Here is a 19,963-nt window from a genome sequence, read left to right on the forward strand (position 1 = left end):
ATAAGCGTATTTGAAAGCGATTAAGGAGTGCTAAGGTGAGTCAGCAAGTGAAGAGTCCATTCACAGTCAAGCAAGTCAACCGTCGCCAGTTTTTGGCAACGACGGCTAAGGCTGGCTGCGTGATGGGGCTCGTGGGATTAGGCTTGACGGCCACGGCAAAAAGCCAAGGCCAGCTCGCCCCCCAAGCTTGCAGACCGCCGGGCGCCCTTGAAGAAAGCGATTTTCTCTCCGCCTGTGTGCGTTGCGGTTTGTGTGTCGAGGCTTGTCCCTACGATACCCTATCGCTGGCACGCTGGTTTGATGGCGCCGCCACTGGCACGCCATTCTTTACCGCAAGACGCATTCCCTGCGAAATGTGTGAGGATATTCCCTGCATCAAAGCCTGCCCTTCGGGCGCGCTTGATCCTCAACTTGAGCAAATTAGCGATGCTAAGATGGGTGTTGCGGTACTGATAGATGAGAAAAACTGCCTAAACTTTAAGGGATTACGTTGTGACGTCTGTTATCGGGTTTGTCCGTTAATCGACAATGCCATCACCTTAGAACGCCAACGCAATCAACATAGCGATCACCACGCCATGTTTTTACCCACAGTCAACAGCGATACCTGCACGGGTTGCGGTAAATGCGAGCATGCCTGCGTGCTCGACACGGCCGCGATTAAGGTGTTACCGACCACTCTGGCGCTCGGTAAAGCGGCTGCGCATGACACTTATATCAACACCGAGGAAACCACCTTAGAGATGTTGAATAAGGGGCTAACGCTATGAGTAACAAGTCTATGAATAACCAGACCATGAACTCAAAAGCCCGCATGCAAGGCGAGCATGCCGCAGCCATTGCAGAACTCGGTTGGTTTGGCGCACACAAATATTTGCTACTACGCCGCGCGGTGCAATTCGGCTTATTAGGCTTATTTGCACTTGGGCCATTACTGGGAATTTGGCTATTTAAGGGTAATTTATCGGCCAGTTTACTGCTCGATACCATTCCCTTTGCCGATCCACTGGTGAGCTTACAAATGCTCATTAGCGGGCATATTCCCGAGCTTAGCCTACTGATAGGCGCCGCCTTGGTCATACTGTTTTATGCCCTCGCCGGTGGACGGGTGTTTTGCAGTTGGGTGTGTCCGGTCAATCTGGTAACTGACACCGCAAGCTGGCTCAGACGTAAATTGAACCTTCCTCGCAGCAGCGAGTTACCACGCAATTTACGTTATTACCTGCTGGCACTCGCGCTGTTATTGCCATTGCTCACGGGCAACTTGATTTGGGAATGGATTAACCCAGTACCTTTAGTCTATCGCGCCGTGCTATTTGGCAGTCTCAGTGGTTTATGGATCTTAGCGGCGATATTTCTGCTGGATCTGTTTATCGCCGAGCGCGCTTGGTGTGGTCACCTGTGCCCAACAGGCGCCCTGTTTGGCTTAATCGGTAAATGGAGCCCCATCAAAATCGTTGCCAGCAAAGCCAGTGCCTGTGATAACTGCATGGACTGCTTTGCCGTTTGCCCTGAACGCCAAGTATTAAAGCCGGCGTTAAAAGGGCAAAACCCGGTGATCACTAGCCCAGACTGCACCCAATGCGGCCGCTGTATCGACGTCTGCGCACAACGCGTATTTCGCTATCAAACACGCTTTACGGCCACTCAGGCTCAACTTAGCAAAGGCGATTCGACCGATTGTCAGTCGCTATCAACCACTTCACCAATTCGTCAACACATTGCCCCCAAGGCGGAGAATGACCAATGAAAAAAATACTCACCTTAGCTGCGATTGTATTAGCCATCGGCGGCTGCTCAGGCCAACAAGCAGACTCTCAAACCACACCCGTAAACATCAAATCCCTCGCCGGCGATAGCGCGGTAACGGATATTCGCCCAGCCGATGCCATGCCCGTCTACCCAAGCCGTGGCAAGGCGCTAGAGCGCAGCTTTACCGACCAACCACCACTCATTCCCCATAAGGATGATTACAAAATCACCTTGGATAAGAATGGCTGTTTAACTTGTCACAGCTGGGATAAAGCCCCACGGATGAAAGCCACGCCAGTGGCGAAGTCCCACGTAATCGACGATAAAGGCACGCTCAATGGCCATAACTATTTCTGCACCCAGTGCCACGTTGCACAGGCAGAAAACAAGGCGCCTTTAGTCGAGAACAAGTTCTCAAATCAATAACACAGCACTTCCCTGCCCACAAAAGCCACTGCTAACCCAGTGGCTTTTTATTTTCCGCAATAAAATCTCAGCGCTAAGCTTTGCCCGCATAGTGTTCAAAGTACTGTGTTAGGAGCGCAGCTAAGACTGAAGATTAAAACGCAGAGAATGAAATACAGAGCGTTAAACAAGCATGCAATGAGATAGGAGATCAGGGAAAGAAAACGGGTGGGAAGAGAACACGAAACGATTAAAAAGTAAAAACCCAGCCTAGGCTGGGTTTACTTGTTGTTTTGCTTTATGCAAATCACCCGCTGGAGCCGTTAATCTGGTTTGCACCGCTTTAGCTGTTTGCACATTCTTTGCTTCAGGCATAGCTGCCTGCCATAAAGCACCGACCCATAAACTTGATGTGGATTTCATTGGTTATTCCCCTATTCTGTTAACGAGCTCAAAGTAATACTTAGGCCATCATCAGTAAAATGAATTAACGCCATACCATGGATTCCATTTAAGCATGAATATCCCAATCAAGACCTTGCAATGTTTTCTGACCTTAGTCGAAACGGAAAACTTCACCCGTGCCGCGGAAAAATGCTTTATCACCCAGCCCACGCTGAGCAAGATCATCCAAAGGCTCGAAGAGAGTTTAGGCGAGACGCTGCTTATCCGTAACAATCAGAAAGTCGAGCTGACCCAAGCAGGGCAGCTGTTTGAACACAGCGCGCGGGAAATCCTCGGGCAATGGCATAGATTGCAGGAGGACATGAGCAACTTAAGCGGACTTAAAACAGGACGGTTAAGATTAGGCGTCTGCCCTATGATGAGCAGTCTAATTATCGGGCTACTGACCAGTTACCGAAAACGTTATCCCGGCGTTGAGCTGCAAATGTATGAATACGGCGGATTTGGTTGTGAACAGGCGCTGCTGAATAACAGCTTAGACATCGCCTTTACCGCACTGCCAACCACCCATGAGACCGAGCTGGTGAATCAACCGCTCACCAAGTATCCCCTGCTCGCTTGTTTGCCCGATGGGCATCCGCTCGCCAGTCAATCTCACCTCAGCTGGCAGGATTTTGAGCCCTATCCCTTTATTCTCTATAACGAAGATTTTTCCTTGGCGAAGCTAATAAATCGCCTGAGTCGTAAGGCGGGAGTGCAACTCAATATCGCGTTTCGAAGCGGCCAATGGGACTTTCTCGCCGCTATGGTCGAGGCCGATATGGGCCTAGCGATTTTACCCGAACCGATTTGCCAAAAACTCAGCACCAGCAAGTTAGTGTTTAGACCTATGCAACCGGCGATGACCTGGGATTTAGCCCTCATTTGGCGGCAAAATCTACCTTTAACCCCTGCGGCCAATGCGTTACTGGAACTGAGTAAACAGAAAGCACTGCGTTAAACCGCTCCTTCAAGGCTTGGGCTTAGACTAAGCCTTAGACTGGGCTTGAACTAAGCCTTAGGCTGCAACACTCAAGCTATGTGTATCCTTAAATTTCACCCATAAAAAAACCGCTGCAAGCCTTGGCTTAGCAGCGGTTTCTATTTAGAGGAAGTTAAGAATTACTTCTTAGCTTCAGCAGCTTTACGCTCTTTAACTTGCTCAACAACTTTGTCCGAAACGCTGTTTGGACATGGGCTGTAGTGTGAGAACTCCATAGAGAACTGACCACGGCCTGAAGTCATTGTACGTAGAGAACCGATGTAACCGAACATTTCTGATAACGGAACGTCAGCCTTAACGCGAACACCAGTTACACCAGCAACTTGGTCTTTGATCATACCGCGACGACGGTTTAAGTCACCGATTACGTCACCTACGTTGTCTTCTGGGCTGAACACGTCAACTTTCATGATTGGCTCAAGCAGTTGTGGTTTAGCTTTAGCAATAGACTGACGGAATGCCGCTTTAGCAGCGATTTCGAACGCGATTGCTGAAGAGTCAACTGCGTGGTAAGCACCGTCAGTCAGTTCGAACTCAACGTCTAACACTGGGAAGCCAGCGATAGTACCAGTGTTCATCATGCTCGCGAAGCCTTTCTCAACTGCTGGCCAGTATTCCTTAGGAACGTTACCACCAACAACTGAAGACTTGAACACGAAGCCAGAGTTTGGCTCACCTGGGCGGATGATGTATTCGATCTTACCGAATTGACCAGAACCACCAGATTGTTTCTTGTGGGTGTATTGGTCTTCAACCATTTGAGTAATGGTTTCACGGTATGCTACTTGTGGTTCACCCACGATCAGCTCAACACCATAAGTACGCTTCAGGATGTCTACTTTAATGTCTAAGTGCAGTTCACCCATACCTTTAAGGATGGTTTCACCTGAATCTTCGTCAGTTTCTACGCGGAATGATGGATCTTCTGCGATCATCTTACCGATAGCGATAGCCATCTTCTCGCTGCCGCCTTTGTCTTTTGGCGCTACTGCGATAGAGATAACTGGCTCAGGGAACACCATCGCTTCCAGAGTACATGGGTGCTTAACATCACACAGAGTGTGACCAGTTTGTACGTTCTTCATACCCACGATAGCGATAATGTCACCAGCTTCTGCTGATTCAATTTCGATACGATCGTTTGCATACATTTCGCACATACGGCCGATACGCTCAGTCTTACCAGTTGCACTGTTAAGAATGGTGTCACCTTTCTTCAGGCGGCCAGCATAGATACGTACGAAAGTCAGGGCGCCGAAACGGTCGTCCATGATCTTGAACGCTAATGCTTTTAATGACTCGTCAGCAGAAACGATAGCGTATTCGCCAGTTTCGTTACCTTCTTCGTCAGTTAAAGGTTGTGGATCAACTTCGTCTGGTGCTGGCAGGTAGTCAACAACAGCGTCTAGAACCAGTTGCATACCTTTGTTCTTGAACGCAGAACCACAGAATGTTGGGAAGAATGCCATAGTACGAGTACCCTTACGGATACAACGCTTCAGGTCTTCAATAGATGGCTCTTCGCCTTCCATGTAAGCTTCTAACAGGTCGTCATCTTGCTCAACAGCAGATTCGATCAGCATTTCACGGTATTCTTCAACTTGGTCAACCATGTCTGCTGGAACGTCAGTTACAGTGAAGTTTTCTGGAATACCAGAATCATCCCACACGTAAGCTTTACGAGTTAACAGGTCAACAACACCAGTGAACTCATCTTCGATACCGATTGGCAGAACCATAACCAGTGGGTTAGCAGCTAAAACGTCTTTAGTTTGCTTAACAACACGTAAGAAGTCAGCACCCATACGGTCTAACTTGTTTACGAAGATGATACGAGCAACTTCAGATTCGTTAGCATAACGCCAGTTAGTTTCTGATTGAGGCTCAACACCACCAGAACCACAGAATACAGCGATACCGCCGTCAAGAACCTTCAGAGAACGGTAAACTTCAACTGTGAAGTCAACGTGTCCAGGGGTGTCAATAACGTTGAAACGGTGGTCTTTCCAGAAACAGCTTACAGCAGCTGATTGAATGGTAATACCGCGCTCAGCTTCCTGAACCATGAAGTCTGTTGTTGATTCACCGTCGTGAACTTCACCTAACTTATGGATTTTACCGGTTAGCTTAAGAATACGCTCGGTGGTCGTGGTTTTACCCGCGTCAACGTGAGCGAAGATACCAATGTTTCTGTATTTGGATAATTCGGTCATGATTCAACTTTAATGATTAGTTTAAGAAGTAGACGGAGTATGCGACAAACCACCGACACACCGCACATCAGATTATTTTAGGCGCATATTGTAAATTGGAACCCCGCTATGCGCAAATGGCTCTTGCAATTTTTCACGATAAAGTCGCGGAAAAAATTAAAAAAAAATAAGAAAAATATGTGAAAACAATTAAATAAAAAAACTTAGCTCAATATTCAATCAATTAGTAAAAACCCTAAAAATAAGCCGATTTTCATCGAGACTGATGTTTTTCCATGCTTTAGCTGTTAACAAACAGCCATAAACCCGCTCTAAGCCTGTCAACAAATAGCCTTGAGCCAGTCAATCAACAACCTTGAGTTGATTCACTGAGTGCGCAACTCAGTTAAAATCGTGCGAACTGGGAAGGTTTTATAGGATAAATAGCGGATTTCTGAATAAAAACCGCTACGAGCTTAGGAATGGACTTAAATCTTACCAAGCAAGGCAGCTACAGATGAGTGTCATCGACACAAATCTGGTCCCGCCCCAGCGCTTTTGCCTGATATAGCGCCTTATCTGCCCGCTCAAAACACGATTGCATCGGCTCATTGGCCGCGAGTTTGGCAATCCCGAAACTACAAGTGAGCTGAACATCGCCACTAAAATGGTACTCACTGATGGCGGTTGTGATCCGCTGACACAGCGACTTCACTGCCTCGAGTGAGGTGTTATGGCAAAGGATCACAAACTCTTCCCCGCCCCAGCGTGCAACCACATCACTTTCACGCACACAGTGCTGCAATACCGAGGACAACTCCATCAAAATAGTATCCCCAACGGAATGGCCTAAGGTGTCATTGATCTCTTTAAAGAAATCGATATCTAACATCACCAAGCAAATGGCCCCTTGCGTTGAAGCGGCGGCGCGGTGTTCATGGACAAATTGTCGATTAAAGTAATGCCGATTGTAGAGTTTAGTGAGCGGATCGTGGGTGGATAAAAACTCAAGTTCGGTATTACTTTGCTCTAACTGCAAACGCAATTCCTCAAGCTGCTGGTTTTTATCGGTTAGTCGGCGATTGTAACGACTGATCATATAAGTGCGCGTTACCAGTAGGCACACGACTAACAGTGTCGCCGCAATCACTTGATAGATAAGTAAGTAGTTGGTTTCATCGATGATAGTGATGTTGTTCCATTTCTGGTAAATCCTGATCCGCTCCAGCTCATCTACATTGTCTAGCACTTGATTGATTAATGGCAGCAGCGCCTCATGCCCAGCGCTCACCCCCACCCGCAGTTCATCCTCCGGGCCACCCCAACCGGCAATTTTAAGGTGATTGAATCCTGTCTGCTGAATATAGGCATTAACGGAAAACATCGACCCCACAAAGAGGTCGACCTTTTTCTCGAGCACGGCTTCAAGCCCTGCTGGCTCACTCGCCACTTTAATCGTGCGAACCTTGGGATAATAATGCTGAATATATTCGGCGAGACGATAGCCATCAGGCACCGCCAAGGTGCGCGCACCGATATTTTCAAACCCTTGCAAAAAGGGTTCGTCCTTGAGAGACACTAATACATTGGGGGAGCGAAAATACACATGGCTGAAATGTAAAAACTGCTCCCGAGTCACCGTTTTATTGAGTAGTGGAGTTAAATCACAGCGCCCCGTTTGTAGGAAATCTAAGGTTTGTGTCCAAGAAGTGGTAGGCACAAGACTAAACTTTAATGACGAATGGGCTTCGATATAACGAATATAATCCGACGAAATCCCCACATGTTGACCGTCACGAATCGCTTCATAGGGTAACCAATCGGGGTCGACGCAGTAACGCACCAACTGGGTGGCATTGGCAAATTCATCGTCTGCAGCATTAAGATATGAGGCCAAGCGCTCGGCATTGACACATAAAGGTGAGCATAAACAAAGGAGTAAAACCCAGAATCTGCAACCCATGTCGCTTCTCTAATACACTCAGCAATTCGTCTTACAAGGTAAAAAAAGTGTATACGCGATATTAAGATAATACCAATAAACCCTAGATTGATTATGGAAATACACGCTGGGATGTATCCAGCGACTGTTATGCCAATTGTATTAAATATCTGTTCATTCAGCGGGAGTTCAACGCGCTTTAGACAAGGCGAAGGCTTGAAGGCATAGTGGTGCTCTGTCGAAAGCCTTAAACGCAGTATAAAGCGCGTTGAAACCCGCCCTTTGGGAGCAGCACAGGTATCCGATCCCCTCGTTACATTGACTTAAAAGAGAATAATCATTATCTGCATCAATGCGGCTTGAATTGAGATGCCGGTGAGACTCTGAACTGATTAGATATTTAATGTGATTGGTATTATTCAGATAAAAAAATACCCGCCGATTGGCGGGTATTTCGATTCTGTCATCGCTTAAGCAAGATTAATCTTCAACTGGCGACACAACGAAGAGCAAGTCACCTTGCGATACTTGCTGACCATTGCTGTTCAGAATACGCTCGATGCGGTACTTCTTATCTTCTGGATACAACACTGCGCCTTGACGGTTGAAGCCAGCTAAGTTGACCTGAGAAAACATCTTCATCGCTTCAGTTAACGCAAGCGTTTGATCTGCAGTTACAATATCGCCTTCTTTCACAAAGTCAGGTTCGCCTGGGGCTGGAGAGGTATAGAAGATACCTGCGCCTTGGGCTAACACTTTCAGTTCGTTACTTTCACCCACACGCAGTGACTCAGTGTCTACACCGACGGTTTCGGCAGCGGCTTCCATTTCAGCGATCAGTGCTGGAATGTCGAGCTCAGCCATGAAACGTGGCAGGTAGTTAGTGTCGTATACGCCTTCTTTGAAGGTGCCATCGCTTAGGATCAGTTTCAGCAATGGAATGTTAGTCGCGATACCTTTGAGCACTACGCTGTCTAAGTAAGCGTGCAGTTTCGCGATAACGTCTTCACGGTTTTCACCGCGCATAATTACCTGAGCGATTAAGCTGTCGTAGTATGGTGATACTTCTTTACCCGCGGCGGCAATCGAGATGATTTCCACATCTGGATGATCTGGGAATACACATTCGGTGATCTTGCCAGGATTTGGGATCAGTTGCAGTACACCATGGCTGTCCAGTGCTGCTTTTTCTGCAGTCACACGCACTTCCATTGCATAACCGATTTCTTTTGGCTCCAGGTTCTCGATTGAACGACCCGCAGCGATATCAAACTGCGCGCTCACGATATCGATACCTGAAGTCGCTTCAGTAACTGGATGTTCTACCTGCAGACGGGTGTTCATTTCCATGAAGTACACTTCGTTTGCATCTAAGTTATAGATGAACTCAACTGTACCTGCGCCCATGTAATCGGTCGCATCACCTAAAGCACGGGTGTAATCCAGCACTTGTTTCTTCAGTTCTTCTGGCAGCATGGTTGAGCCAGACTCTTCGACCACTTTCTGGTTGTTACGTTGTACAGAACAGTCACGTAAACCCAGAACCTTAGCGTTACCAAACTTGTCACGCAGTAACTGCACTTCGATATGACGTAGTGAGGTTACATATTTCTCTAAGTACAAGTCGCCGTTACCAAAAGCCGCAGCCGCTTCGGTAGAGGTCTTTTGGAATAAACCAATCATATCCTCAGGACGTTTAACGACCTGGATACCTTTACCGCCACCACCTTGTACCGCTTTGAGCAGTACTGGGTAACCAATTTCGTTGGCCACGTTCACCGCTTGCTCAGCGTTCGTCAGAATACCGTGCGAACCTGGTACTACTGGCACGTTTTGGCTTTGTGACGTCTTAATCGCGTTCGACTTGTTACCCATAGTCGTCATTGAATGCACGCTAGGACCAACGAAGTTAACCCCATTGTTCACACACAATGCCGCAAATTGTGGACTTTCAGACAGGAAGCCGATACCTGGGTGCAGTGCATCAACTTGCTCATATTCGGCAACTTTGAGCACTGAGTAAGCGTTCAGGTAACTTTCGTCAGAGGTGTTACCACCTAAGCAGACTAACTTGTCTGAGTCTTTCAGCATATCCGCAGGTACGGCGGTCATGTCAGGATCTGACGCCACTAATACCACGTTGATATCGTTATCGTGAGCCTTACGGATCAACTTAACAGCGGTACAACCACGGGCATGAACCAATACTTTGTTAATTGGTTTCATTAACTTACGTGGATCGTTTTGAACAATCACTTCTTCTTCAACAGGCGCTTCAACAACCAGTGTTGATAGGGCGTTGATGATCACATCACTGATCTTCGCCGTTGGCATTGGCATCAGAGGATCGATACTCGCCAATTGGTTATCTAAGGTTTCGCTGAATGGGTTGTGGACTAAGCCCGCCATTGCACCAGGTACTTTCGACAAGTAGTTAGACAGTGTCGAAGTCGAAGGCAAGTAAGCTGGAACCACCATTTGACCCGCGAATGGCATGTTAGTACCAGACAGGTAATAGGTTTGCACTAATGGGTGAGTCACGAAACTCGCCTGCGCACCACCGGTACAGTCACCAAAACCAAACATCAGTACTGGCAATTCGTTATCACGGATAAAACGAGTGATCCGGTCATTCACAACAGCCATTGAGAACAGTGCTGCAGCACCTTCTTTAGTTTGCATACCGCCTGAGCTGATAAAGCAAACAACAGGTAGCTTACGCTTAGCACACTCGATCAGCAGCGCAGAGAATTTCTCAGCACTCGCCATATCGAAGGCACCCGCTTGGAATGCGGTGTTAGACACAGCCACACCCACACGGACTTTTTGACCTTTTTCTTTAAAGTCAGCAATACCAGTGATCAGACCGCAAGGACGAATGCCTTTGTCTAACGCATCTTCGATTGAGAGACGGAAACCAGGGAAGTTAAGCAAGTTGGCTGACATCTTGTCGCCATTGATCTCTTCAAAATGAGTGAAGAATTGCTTAATCACATTTTCCCAGGTCATCTTGCCGGTACGTTTTTCGTCACGTAATACTTTTTGGATCAGTAAGTCCTGATAACCCATGGTCAAGCGGTTCCAGAAGTCCTTACGACGACCAATACGCACAGGGTTAATCGCGCCAGTGTACTTGCTGTTATCGCTTTCACTGTCGAAGTATTCAGGCAGTAAACGCTCGAAGAAGTAAGTCAGGATAACGAATAAACTGTCGTTAAGTTGTGGGAAGCCCACACTCTTCCACTGCTCAACACGCACCAATAAGTCAGCACGGTTAGACTGGCCCATAAAGTACTTAAGCCACTTGTAGAATTTCGCCTTGTCGTTAGCGGTATCCTGAGTCGACAGCGCATGGTCAATTGACTTGTGCAGCAGGTTGTTCACTGAGTTACGAGACAGGCTCTTCGCCATCATGGCTTCTTTCGCGATAGACGCTAAGCTGCCCACAACGTTGTCGTACAGTGAGTTAAAGATCAGGATGTTATGACATTGCCAAATGAAGTCTTCACGCAGTTCGTCGTTCACAACCACATCGAGCACAGTCAGTTGATTCAGTTCAGGCCACTTGGCTTGAGTGACTGACTTTGGCAGATTTTCAAGGTGCTGGATTAAGCCCTTGAAGTTGTTTGCCGCGTTGCTCTTCCAACGGTGATATAAAGACCAACCGATGTTAAATAACAGCGCCTTACGTGCTTTTTTGTAGTTTTCTTTTGGTTCACCCAAAATCAAACGCGTCAGCATGTTACGCTCGGTAGACACTTCATCACGCTTAGCAATAAAGTTCGCCCACAGCTTGTTTAGATCTTCATCGTAAACCAGCTTATCAGGGCTTGATAACCAAGCTTGGAATACACGGTCTTGCTCTTGCTGGATACGTGCTAACAAGTCACCTTCAGGCACGCTAACACGTGACAGACGTCCGTATTGCTCCTGAGAGATTGAATGAATGCGGCTACGCAGCGTTAAATAACGCAGGTAACGGTAAGCACTACCAAACAGGTTGTGGTGGTTGGTTGGGCTAGTTGCCACGGCCAATTCTGCGTTTAACTCTAACGCCATCAGGTTTTTAGATGGGCTGAGGAAGCGCGCTAAACTGCGGTCATAGTGCTCACGTAAATCTTTAGATTCACGCACAAAGTTGATGGCTGCACGTTCAACAGCTTCGATACTGCTGATAATAGCGCGGCGTAAGTTGTGCTGACGCTCGTCACGGTCACCAGGAGAGAAATCGATGATGCCATCGATACAACCCGCGGTGTAAAGCTCTTCTGGAGACACGCCCACAGACTTAGCACATTCCTGCCATGACAGGTTGTACTTACGCGCAATACTCTGCAGACCTTGTGGCTGAATCGTGTTGAAAATACCATCGCGCAGCGATAACAGGATGTTGGCCGCCGCTAATGGAATCGCGCCGCCCGAGTAACCCGCACCGATAACGATACCGACAGTTGGCACGTCAACGTTGGCACTCTCAGCAATCGCCTTAGAAATAGAATGGGCTTGGTTTTGGCTGTTAGCCACTTCGCCCGCATCGGCCCCTGGGGTGTCGATGAGGTAAACGATAGGCATAGACAATTCGGCGAAATGACGAATTGCTTTACAGGCCGCATAGTGATGCTCAGGCATCCACGCGCCGTTAGCCGTAGTACGCTCTTGGGCAATAAAACCGATACGACGAGTGCGTGAACCGAAATTCAGCTCGACCTCAGCGCTGTAGAAAGAACCCAAGTGAGTTTCGGTAATCAAGCGACCCTTTAGGTCAGCAATGATACGTTTTGCACCAGGACGACCTTTATCTTGGGTCGGCTGGATCACTTTTGCGACGTAACCATCGACATCTAACGATGCCAAGTCTTTTAAATTTGCCTGAATGGCGTCATCGTTTAAAAGACCTTTAATTTCATCTGATAAGCTCTGTTTACTGTGTTTAGGAAACAGAGAAAAATCTTTTGCCAAATGCTCGGCTTGTAAAAAAAGCGGATCGGGCGTTTGGGCTTGAGTCATGTGTGTGGGCTGATTATTGCTGGTCATCAAAAGATCCTCTGCTTTAGCCTCTGAAAATTTTTAGCCAATAAATATAACTTTGTTATCCCGCCAAATGCCATTAAACTGCATAAGACGCTATGTTCCAAATATGAGACAGTGGGAAAAACATGCCAGATTTAAACGGTATGATGCTATTTGCAGCCGTAGTTAGAGCGAAGGGATTCTCCCAAGCTGCACGTGAAACCGGCCACCCAAAATCCACCATAAGTCGCAAAATCGCGCAGCTCGAAGAAGAACTTGGCGTGCGATTATTACAACGCGACACCCGCAACTTAAGCCTTACTCAAGTCGGGGCCCTCTTTTATCAACACTGTGATTCCATTCGCAATGAGGTGGAAGCGGCCAAGGCTGTTATCGAGAGTACCCATGATGATGTGTCAGGATCATTACGGATAGCTATTCCAGTCTCTTTTAGCCAAGAATTAATCGCTAACCTCTGTAGCGGATTCATGCGTTTATATCCCAATGTGGAATTAGATGTCCAGTTTACCGACAACGATATCGGTTTAGTGGGTGAAGGATATGACATAGCTATCAAATATGGGCCACTGCAATCCTCTGATCTTGTTGCAAGATTACTGTTCGAGCGCCAACCCATTCTCGTGGCAAGCCCGGCTTATTTAAAAGCCCGAGGCACGCCTGCTACACCCAAGGAATTAAGTGAACACAGTGGTATCTTACTCGGGACATCACGCTCTGCGCCCATTTGGCCACTGGGTAAAGGCGCGCGTAAGACCATGGTGAATTTTCAACGTAAGGTTAGGGTTAATAGCCCTATTATGGTCAAGCAGTTAGCCCTCGATGACTTTGGCATTGCCATGCTGTCCAACTCCGCCTGCAAGACGGAATTAGCGAATGGTCAACTGGTTCCCATACTACAAGAATGGCCAATCGAACCCTTTAAAGTCTATGGGGTATATTCCAGCCGTCGCCAATTAGCCACTAATATTAGTGCCTTCTTGGACTTTTTCGTCAAACGCTTTAGTAGCCAAGAAAGCCTGCAATCCTTGATGGGCTAAGCACTTTATCGCAGCGACATTCTTTTTTATCTATATCGCCACTCCTTGATTCACATCCCTATGTTAAGTGACCATGCCATTGAGATAACAAAAAAGCCTAGCGAATTGACTAGGCTTTTTGCGTTTAGGAATGAGGTGCTAATGTTCAGACTAACTGTTAACGCTAAGCATCAGTAGATTGGGCCTGACCTAATTAAATATGAGCCATTGGGTATAAGCGCATCGATTATAAGCATTTTGTCCATATATCTTTACAGTTTATATGACTGCTATTTTACTCAAATGTGCCGCTAACCATTTCTAAGGAATAATTTTTTCCTGTTTCAGCACTGTTTTCGTAATGCTTTGACGTAACCCTAGGCCCTCAGCGGAAGGCATATCCATATTGGTCGCGAAGAACCACACATTGTCATCGAGTTCGACCCAGCCAACCCACCAACCAATTTTCGGCTCAATTCGCGTCGAGTAACCAGTTTTCGCTCGGATAATATAATCGGCATTTGCCTCGGTCAGCATGGCTTGCTTGACGATGCGCTGACTACGCTCAGAAACGTGCAGCTTGTTGTGGTACAGCTTGCGTAAAAAAGCGATTTGCTGGGTAGCCGAAATTCGAATACCACCATCGAGCCAAAAGCTGTCTAAATTGCCCGAGATATCCTCATTGCCATAATCGAAGGCGTGCAGCATTTTACTCATACGAGCCTCGCCAATTTGGCGGGCAAATTCTTGATAAACAGGCACAACCGAATACTTCATCGCGGTGATTAAATCATGGTCGCGATTCCATGCGGCGATATCTCGCGTCTGTCCATCCCATTTAAAGACTTGATGCTCATCCTTAACCACACCTAAGTCCAAGGCAATTAAACTGTTTGGGATCTTAAAGGTCGATGCAGGTAAAAATGCTTGGTTTGCCCGTTTAAGATCGTTAGTAAAACCCTGCTGTGTATTCTCGTTCCACAGCACAACCACGCCTTGGGTTTTATGTTCGCTAAAGTGAGCATTCCAGCTCTTGTTCTCTTGCCACTCCTTTGCCACCGCAGGCATGCCAATCATCGTTGTCACCAGCAACACAGCCGATAAGGCTAACGCACGCATAATATCCCCTTACCTAATGCAATAAATCCATAAAAATGAGGCGCTAAGAGTAGCACCGTCTTGGCGGGCTTTCCCTAGCAAACTGCTGACCAATTGTGGCAAAAATAAGGCAGGCACTTATGCCCGCGTTTCTCGCCACTCAACGCTGATTAACGCCCGCGCACCGACCTCAATATGCAAAACAGGAATAAGATCCTCGAATCACTCTAGGTAAACTCTTATACTCAAAACAATCATTGTGACTTTTTGGCATAAGTTACATCCTCTCTAGGATGAAGCAAACCCAAACGCCTTAGGAACATCGCCCTTTTCCAGCAAAATAAGTGATTAAAATAAAAAGGAAACGCCAATGTTAAAGCCAAGCCTCGTTTTTATCCTCGCCAGCACAGTGGCGCAAACCGCAGGTGCAGTACAACTCCTAGGAGATGTGGAAGTTTCCCGCATTCCCACTGCAGAAAAAACCATGGCAGAAGTGGTCTACCGCTATCAAGCCTTGGACGAAGGCTTGGCGACTCAGCTTTCCGCACAGAAGAATGAACGCGATGCAACCCAACTTGCCGCTCGTCAGGGGCATAGACTGTGGCAACAGGCGGTGCGTGATGTGCAGTCAGGGCACTTTGACGACAGATCCCTCTACTGGGCTCGGCTCTCAATGTTAAATAGCATCAAGAGCAATCGCGCCAATTTCAAAATGGCCGATTGGCAACAGAATATTTTAGCCAGCGCAGTCGAAAAGGCATCTCGCGGTTTTAGCGATATCCAATACGGCGACGATGTGCAGATAAAAATCTTCCTGACGGGATTCGACCCTTTCTTCCTCGATAAAGACATCAGCCAGAGCAATCCCTCGGGCTTGGTCGCCCTTGCCCTCGATGGTTTTAGATTTGATATCAACGGCAAAAAAGCCCAAATCGAAACCGCGATGATCCCAGTGCGCTTCGAGGATTTTGATCAAGGCATTATCGAGTCGCTACTTAGCCCGATTTACCGCGATCCTAAAACCCAGTTTGTCTTTACCGTCAGCATGGGCCGCAGTGACTTTGATATTGAACGCTTCCCCGGCCGTAACCGTAGCGCCGCCGCGCCGGATAACCAAAATCTGTACACAGGCGGAAGCAAAACCGCGCCTGTCGCCCCCAAACTCAATGGTAAAGACTTTATCGGCCCAGAGTTTGTTGAGTTTTCACTGCCCGTTGCCGCCATGCAGGTCAAAGACGGCCAATGGAAAGTCAACGACAACCATACAGTGACCACACTAGCGCGCGGTGAATTTAATGCCAGCTCCCTAAGCGAGCTGCAAAATGAAACCTCGGTCGAAGGTTCTGGTGGTGGCTATCTCTCAAACGAGATTTCTTATCGCGCCATTGTGTTACAGCAAAAGTTCAACAGCCCAGCCAAGGTCGGCCATATCCACACCCCAAGGGTGAAGGGCTACGACAACGCCACCGAACAAGCGATTGTCGAGCAAGTGCGTACTATGGTGATGCAGGCCACAGCGAGCCTGTAACAGTCGCAATACTGGCATTGTCAGCAAGCGTTCGTTATGATGCGAACGCTTGCAAGTCGCCTTGAATGAGGGCTCTGAGCATAAGAGCTTTGAACTCAGCAAATCGTAATAGATGTCGTGCGATAGCTAGATGAGTTGTTTAATTGATGCTTTGCAAAATAAGAGTTAACGCCTAAGTCTATGTTTAACCAGAGATCCCTACTTAATAGCCTGCGCCGTAAAGCCATCTCATCCACGAGTATCACCTCAGCAACGGCGGCTAACTCGGCCACGCCACAACGCCAGCCAAAGCCGCTGACACCCCTGCAGCAACAAATTCTGGTACGCATCGAAGACTGTTACCAGCAGGCGGAAATCTACTTTAAGCGTCCATTTGCGCGGCCGCTGACCCAATTTACTCTGCGGGGACGGAGTGCGGGCACGGCCCATTTACAACAGAATCGCCTGCGATTTAATCCCGTATTGCTCAGGGAAAATAGCGAAGCCTTTTTAGCCGAAGTAGTGCCCCACGAAATCAGCCATTTGCTCTGTTTCCAACTGTTTGGCAAAACCAAGCCCCATGGCCGCGAGTGGCAATCCATCATGCTCAAGCTGTTTAAGGTGAGCCCCAATACCACCCACAGTTTCGATACTCAATCGGTTAAAGGGAAAGACTTTGAGTACCGCTGTGCCTGCGGTCCGGTTAAGCTGAGCATCCGTCGCCATAATAAAGTGTTACGTGGTGAAACCCGTTATCTATGCAAACGCTGCCATACCCACCTCACCTTTATCGAAGCCGCCGAATAATCCGCCATACACCAAATCCTTGGCCAAAAGTACGAGCGATTTGCATAAGGCGCGCTATTTCCCTTACCATTCAGGCATAAGAGACGAGCCACAGGCTCGCGTAGTACAGATTACTTTTTGGGATAAATATTGAACAACGTCAAGATAGCCTTAAGGTCTCGGCAAGCCTTGCTGTGCCTATTCAGTTGGCTGGCGGTTTCGGCATCAGTCCACGCCTCTCCTTCACACCCCAATAGTTTTAGCCAAGCCAAGGTCTTGTCCCAATCCTTATATCAAGGCAGTCGCCAAGGCACCCTGCCCGCGGTCAGTTTTTATTGTGGCTGTGATATCCAAATAAAGGGCAAATCCTGGAAGCCAGATCTCAACAGCTGCGGCTATCAAGTGCGTAAACAAGAGACCCGCGCCAACCGTATCGAATGGGAACATATAGTTCCAGCATGGGAATTTGGCCATCAATTACAATGCTGGCAAAAGGGCGGCCGTAAAAACTGCGCCGATAACAGTCAAGAATTCAATAAAATGGAAGCGGACATGCACAATCTGGTGCCCGCGATTGGTGAAGTGAACGGCGATCGCAGCAACTTCCGTTTTAGCCAATGGAACGGTAAGGCCGACCAATATGGTCAATGCACTATGGTCATCGACTTTAAGAATCGCCAAGCACAGCCGCCCGTCAATGCGCGTGGCAAGATTGCCCGTACTTACCTGTATATGCAGCAAACCTACGGCCTTAAAATAGCCTCGCAGCAATTAAAATTGTTCAAAGCATGGGATAAAAGCTATCCAGTTGATACTATTGAATGCAAACGCGATAACGCCATAGCGCAGATCCAAGGTAATCATAATCCCTTTGTGCAGAATGCCTGCAATGCGCCGCCACTGCGCCAACAATTAGCCGAATAAGGTCGACAATGAGAGTTCCAAGAATTTATCAACCTCAACCATTAGCCGTAAATCAACAGCTGAATTTAGATGAGGATGGCGCAGCCCATATTGGCAAAGTGTTGCGTATGGGCAGTGGCGAACACATTAGCCTGTTTAATGGCGATGGTAATGATTATCTTGCCGAAATTGTCGATGCGGGTAAAAAATCGGTCACGGTAAAAGTGCTCTCCTGTGAGGCCAATCCATCGGAATCGCCCCTCAACCTGCATTTAGGCCAAGTGATTTCCCGTGGCGATCGGATGGAGTTCACCATTCAAAAATCCGTTGAGCTAGGGGTGAATACCATTACGCCACTGTTTTCTGACCGCTGCGGTGTCAAGCTCACTGGTGAGCGTCTCGAAAAGAAAATCCAGCAATGGCAAAAGATTGTGATCAGCGCCTGTGAGCAATCCGGCCGTAGCCAAGTGCCCATCGTTCGCCCCGCCATGGAATTACAGCAATGGTGCAGCGAACCGACCAGTGCTCTCAAACTCAACTTGCACCCAAGGGCGGCGCACGGTATCAATGGCTTAGACTTATCCCATACCCGTGTACGCCTGCTGATCGGCCCCGAAGGGGGATTATCGGCGGAAGAAATCGCTATGACGGAAACCTACCAGTTTACCGATGTGTTACTCGGCCCCCGAGTGCTGCGCACCGAAACCGCCTCACTCACGGCGATTACCGCGCTGCAACTTAGGTTCGGTGACTTAGGTTAAATCTAAAATGGTTAAACGTCAGCGGGTAACACTGGCTGGCGAATCGATTACTGGCTAATCCATAAATGCTTTTTGCCTGCGACGGCAATCAATAAGGAACAGATTAATGATAAAACTCGGCATAGTGATGGACCCCATCAGTGAGATCAACATTAAGAAAGACTCCAGTTTTGCCATGCTAATGGCGGCGCAGGAAAGGGGTTACCAACTGTTTTATATGGAAATGGCCGACCTCGCCATGGTCAACGGTGTTGCCATGGGCAATATGCGTCCATTAAAGGTCATCAACGATGCCAATAAATGGTTCGAACTGGGCGACGCCCAAGACACGCCGCTGAGCGAGCTGAACGTGGTGTTAATGCGTAAAGACCCACCGTTCGATACCGAATTTATCTACGCCACTTACATGCTAGAGCGCGCCGAAGAGCAAGGCGTGCTGATTGTGAATAAACCGCAAAGCTTGCGCGATGCCAACGAGAAGCTATTCACCGCATGGTTTAGCGAATTTACGCCAGAGACCATAGTGACCCGCGATGCTAATCGCATCCGCGCGTTCCACCAAGCCAAGGGCGACATTATCCTCAAGCCATTAGACGGCATGGGCGGCACCTCGATTTTCCGCGTGAAGCAGGACGATCCTAACCTTGGGGTGATCATCGAAACCTTGACCCAATACGGCAACCAATACGCCATGGCGCAGGCTTTTATTCCTGAAATCACTAAGGGCGACAAGCGTATTCTGGTGGTGGACGGTGAGCCCGTGCCCTACGCTTTAGCGCGTATTCCGAAAAAAGGCGAAACCCGCGGTAACTTGGCCGCAGGCGGCAGCGGTGTTGCTCAGCCGTTATCGGAATCAGATTGGAAAATCGCCCGCGCCATTGGCCCAGAGCTGAAAAAACGCGGCCTAATTTTTGTGGGTCTGGATGTGATTGGTGACAAGCTGACCGAGATTAACGTCACTAGCCCAACCTGTATCCGTGAAATCCAAGCGGCATTCGATGTGGACATTACTGGCATGCTGTTCGATGCCATCGAAGCCCGTCTTGCCCAGTAAGCTTGTACACCTACAAGATAATATTATTCATTGAAGGCGCCCACAGAGCGCCTACGACTTCTAGGGATC

The 19,963-nt window shown here is 48.0% G+C and carries 15 protein-coding genes; 10 read left to right on the forward strand and 5 right to left on the reverse strand.

The window, feature by feature from the left end; genetic code table 11:
- Positions 1–35: 35 nt before the first annotated feature.
- From napG to napB, 3 genes are read left to right on the forward strand one after another with little or no spacing between them, the layout of a single operon-like run.
- Positions 36–770, forward strand: coding sequence for a ferredoxin-type protein NapG (gene napG, locus SHEWANA3_RS17960; protein ID WP_011718225.1), 735 nt, complete (start codon positions 36–38; stop codon positions 768–770).
- Positions 767–1,750, forward strand: coding sequence for a quinol dehydrogenase ferredoxin subunit NapH (gene napH, locus SHEWANA3_RS17965; protein ID WP_011718226.1), 984 nt, complete (start codon positions 767–769; stop codon positions 1,748–1,750). Before napG ends, napH begins: the two co-directional genes overlap by 4 nt.
- A complete protein-coding gene (gene napB, locus SHEWANA3_RS17970; protein ID WP_011718227.1) occupies positions 1,747–2,178 on the forward strand; it encodes a nitrate reductase cytochrome c-type subunit NapB in 432 nt (143 codons plus the stop codon). The genes napH and napB overlap by 4 nt, the downstream gene beginning before the upstream one ends.
- A 249-nt stretch (positions 2,179–2,427) precedes the next feature.
- Here the strand turns inward: napB and SHEWANA3_RS23520 are convergent, their stop codons facing one another.
- On the reverse strand, positions 2,428–2,580 hold the full coding sequence (locus SHEWANA3_RS23520; RefSeq protein ID WP_011627178.1) for a hypothetical protein: 153 nt from the start codon (positions 2,578–2,580) through the stop codon (positions 2,428–2,430).
- 94 nt (positions 2,581–2,674) lie between these two features.
- Here SHEWANA3_RS23520 and SHEWANA3_RS17980 point away from each other — a divergent pair, with 94 nt between their 5' ends.
- Entirely contained in the window at positions 2,675–3,562 is an 888-nt protein-coding gene (locus tag SHEWANA3_RS17980) for a LysR family transcriptional regulator (RefSeq protein WP_011718228.1), read from the forward strand.
- Between the two features lie 161 nt (positions 3,563–3,723).
- Here SHEWANA3_RS17980 and fusA read toward each other — a convergent pair whose 3' ends face one another.
- The 3 genes from fusA to SHEWANA3_RS17995 form a co-directional block, all read right to left on the reverse strand.
- On the reverse strand, positions 3,724–5,817 hold the full coding sequence (gene fusA / locus SHEWANA3_RS17985; protein WP_011718229.1) for an elongation factor G: 2,094 nt from the start codon (positions 5,815–5,817) through the stop codon (positions 3,724–3,726).
- A gap of 490 nt (positions 5,818–6,307) precedes the next feature.
- A complete protein-coding gene (locus tag SHEWANA3_RS17990) occupies positions 6,308–7,693 on the reverse strand; it encodes a diguanylate cyclase (RefSeq protein WP_244096577.1) in 1,386 nt (461 codons plus the stop codon).
- A gap of 525 nt (positions 7,694–8,218) precedes the next feature.
- Positions 8,219–12,772 (reverse strand): biotin carboxylase N-terminal domain-containing protein, encoded by a 4,554-nt coding sequence (locus tag SHEWANA3_RS17995; RefSeq protein ID WP_011718231.1) that lies wholly within the window; start codon positions 12,770–12,772, stop codon positions 8,219–8,221.
- A 122-nt stretch (positions 12,773–12,894) separates the two neighbouring features.
- On the opposite strand from SHEWANA3_RS17995, the gene SHEWANA3_RS18000 reads away from it, so the two are divergent.
- A complete protein-coding gene (locus SHEWANA3_RS18000) occupies positions 12,895–13,806 on the forward strand; it encodes a LysR family transcriptional regulator (RefSeq protein ID WP_011621492.1) in 912 nt (303 codons plus the stop codon).
- 300 nt (positions 13,807–14,106) lie between these two features.
- Here the strand turns inward: SHEWANA3_RS18000 and blaOXA are convergent, their stop codons facing one another.
- Complete coding sequence (gene blaOXA / locus SHEWANA3_RS18005; protein ID WP_011718232.1) at positions 14,107–14,904, reverse strand: OXA-48 family class D beta-lactamase; 798 nt, start codon at positions 14,902–14,904, stop codon at positions 14,107–14,109.
- A 349-nt stretch (positions 14,905–15,253) separates the two neighbouring features.
- Between blaOXA and SHEWANA3_RS18010 the strand changes: the two genes are divergently transcribed.
- From SHEWANA3_RS18010 to gshB, 5 genes are all read left to right on the forward strand, one after another.
- Positions 15,254–16,411 carry a hypothetical protein gene (locus SHEWANA3_RS18010; RefSeq protein ID WP_011718233.1) on the forward strand — a complete coding sequence of 386 codons (1,158 nt, stop codon included), beginning with the start codon at positions 15,254–15,256 and terminating at the stop codon, positions 16,409–16,411.
- 180 nt (positions 16,412–16,591) lie between these two features.
- Positions 16,592–17,197, forward strand: coding sequence for a SprT family zinc-dependent metalloprotease (locus tag SHEWANA3_RS18015; protein WP_011718234.1), 606 nt, complete (start codon positions 16,592–16,594; stop codon positions 17,195–17,197).
- A 126-nt stretch (positions 17,198–17,323) separates the two neighbouring features.
- A complete protein-coding gene (gene endA / locus SHEWANA3_RS18020; RefSeq protein WP_086017273.1) occupies positions 17,324–18,100 on the forward strand; it encodes an endonuclease EndA in 777 nt (258 codons plus the stop codon).
- A gap of 8 nt (positions 18,101–18,108) precedes the next feature.
- Entirely contained in the window at positions 18,109–18,840 is a 732-nt protein-coding gene (rsmE, locus tag SHEWANA3_RS18025) for a 16S rRNA (uracil(1498)-N(3))-methyltransferase (protein ID WP_011718236.1), read from the forward strand.
- A 106-nt stretch (positions 18,841–18,946) separates the two neighbouring features.
- Positions 18,947–19,894 carry a glutathione synthase gene (gshB, locus tag SHEWANA3_RS18030; RefSeq protein WP_011718237.1) on the forward strand — a complete coding sequence of 316 codons (948 nt, stop codon included), beginning with the start codon at positions 18,947–18,949 and terminating at the stop codon, positions 19,892–19,894.
- Positions 19,895–19,963 lie beyond the last annotated feature (69 nt).

It is taken from the genome of Shewanella sp. ANA-3 (assembly GCF_000203935.1).
Lineage (GTDB): Bacteria > Pseudomonadota > Gammaproteobacteria > Enterobacterales > Shewanellaceae > Shewanella.

What these genes read in the sequence shown, in the direction of transcription:
- napH (WP_011718226.1), top strand. Translation starts at nt 767, where the DNA reads ATGAGTAACAAGTCTATGAATAACCAGACCATGAACTCAAAAGCCCGC.
- napB (WP_011718227.1), top strand. Translation starts at nt 1,747, where the DNA reads ATGAAAAAAATACTCACCTTAGCTGCGATTGTATTAGCCATCGGCGGC.
- SHEWANA3_RS23520 (WP_011627178.1), bottom strand. Translation starts at nt 2,580, where the DNA reads ATGAAATCCACATCAAGTTTATGGGTCGGTGCTTTATGGCAGGCAGCT.
- SHEWANA3_RS17980 (WP_011718228.1), top strand. Translation starts at nt 2,675, where the DNA reads ATGAATATCCCAATCAAGACCTTGCAATGTTTTCTGACCTTAGTCGAA.
- fusA (WP_011718229.1), bottom strand. Translation starts at nt 5,817, where the DNA reads ATGACCGAATTATCCAAATACAGAAACATTGGTATCTTCGCTCACGTT.
- SHEWANA3_RS17995 (WP_011718231.1), bottom strand. Translation starts at nt 12,772, where the DNA reads ATGACCAGCAATAATCAGCCCACACACATGACTCAAGCCCAAACGCCC.
- SHEWANA3_RS18000 (WP_011621492.1), top strand. Translation starts at nt 12,895, where the DNA reads ATGCCAGATTTAAACGGTATGATGCTATTTGCAGCCGTAGTTAGAGCG.
- blaOXA (WP_011718232.1), bottom strand. Translation starts at nt 14,904, where the DNA reads ATGCGTGCGTTAGCCTTATCGGCTGTGTTGCTGGTGACAACGATGATT.
- SHEWANA3_RS18010 (WP_011718233.1), top strand. Translation starts at nt 15,254, where the DNA reads ATGTTAAAGCCAAGCCTCGTTTTTATCCTCGCCAGCACAGTGGCGCAA.
- SHEWANA3_RS18015 (WP_011718234.1), top strand. Translation starts at nt 16,592, where the DNA reads ATGTTTAACCAGAGATCCCTACTTAATAGCCTGCGCCGTAAAGCCATC.
- rsmE (WP_011718236.1), top strand. Translation starts at nt 18,109, where the DNA reads ATGAGAGTTCCAAGAATTTATCAACCTCAACCATTAGCCGTAAATCAA.
- gshB (WP_011718237.1), top strand. Translation starts at nt 18,947, where the DNA reads ATGATAAAACTCGGCATAGTGATGGACCCCATCAGTGAGATCAACATT.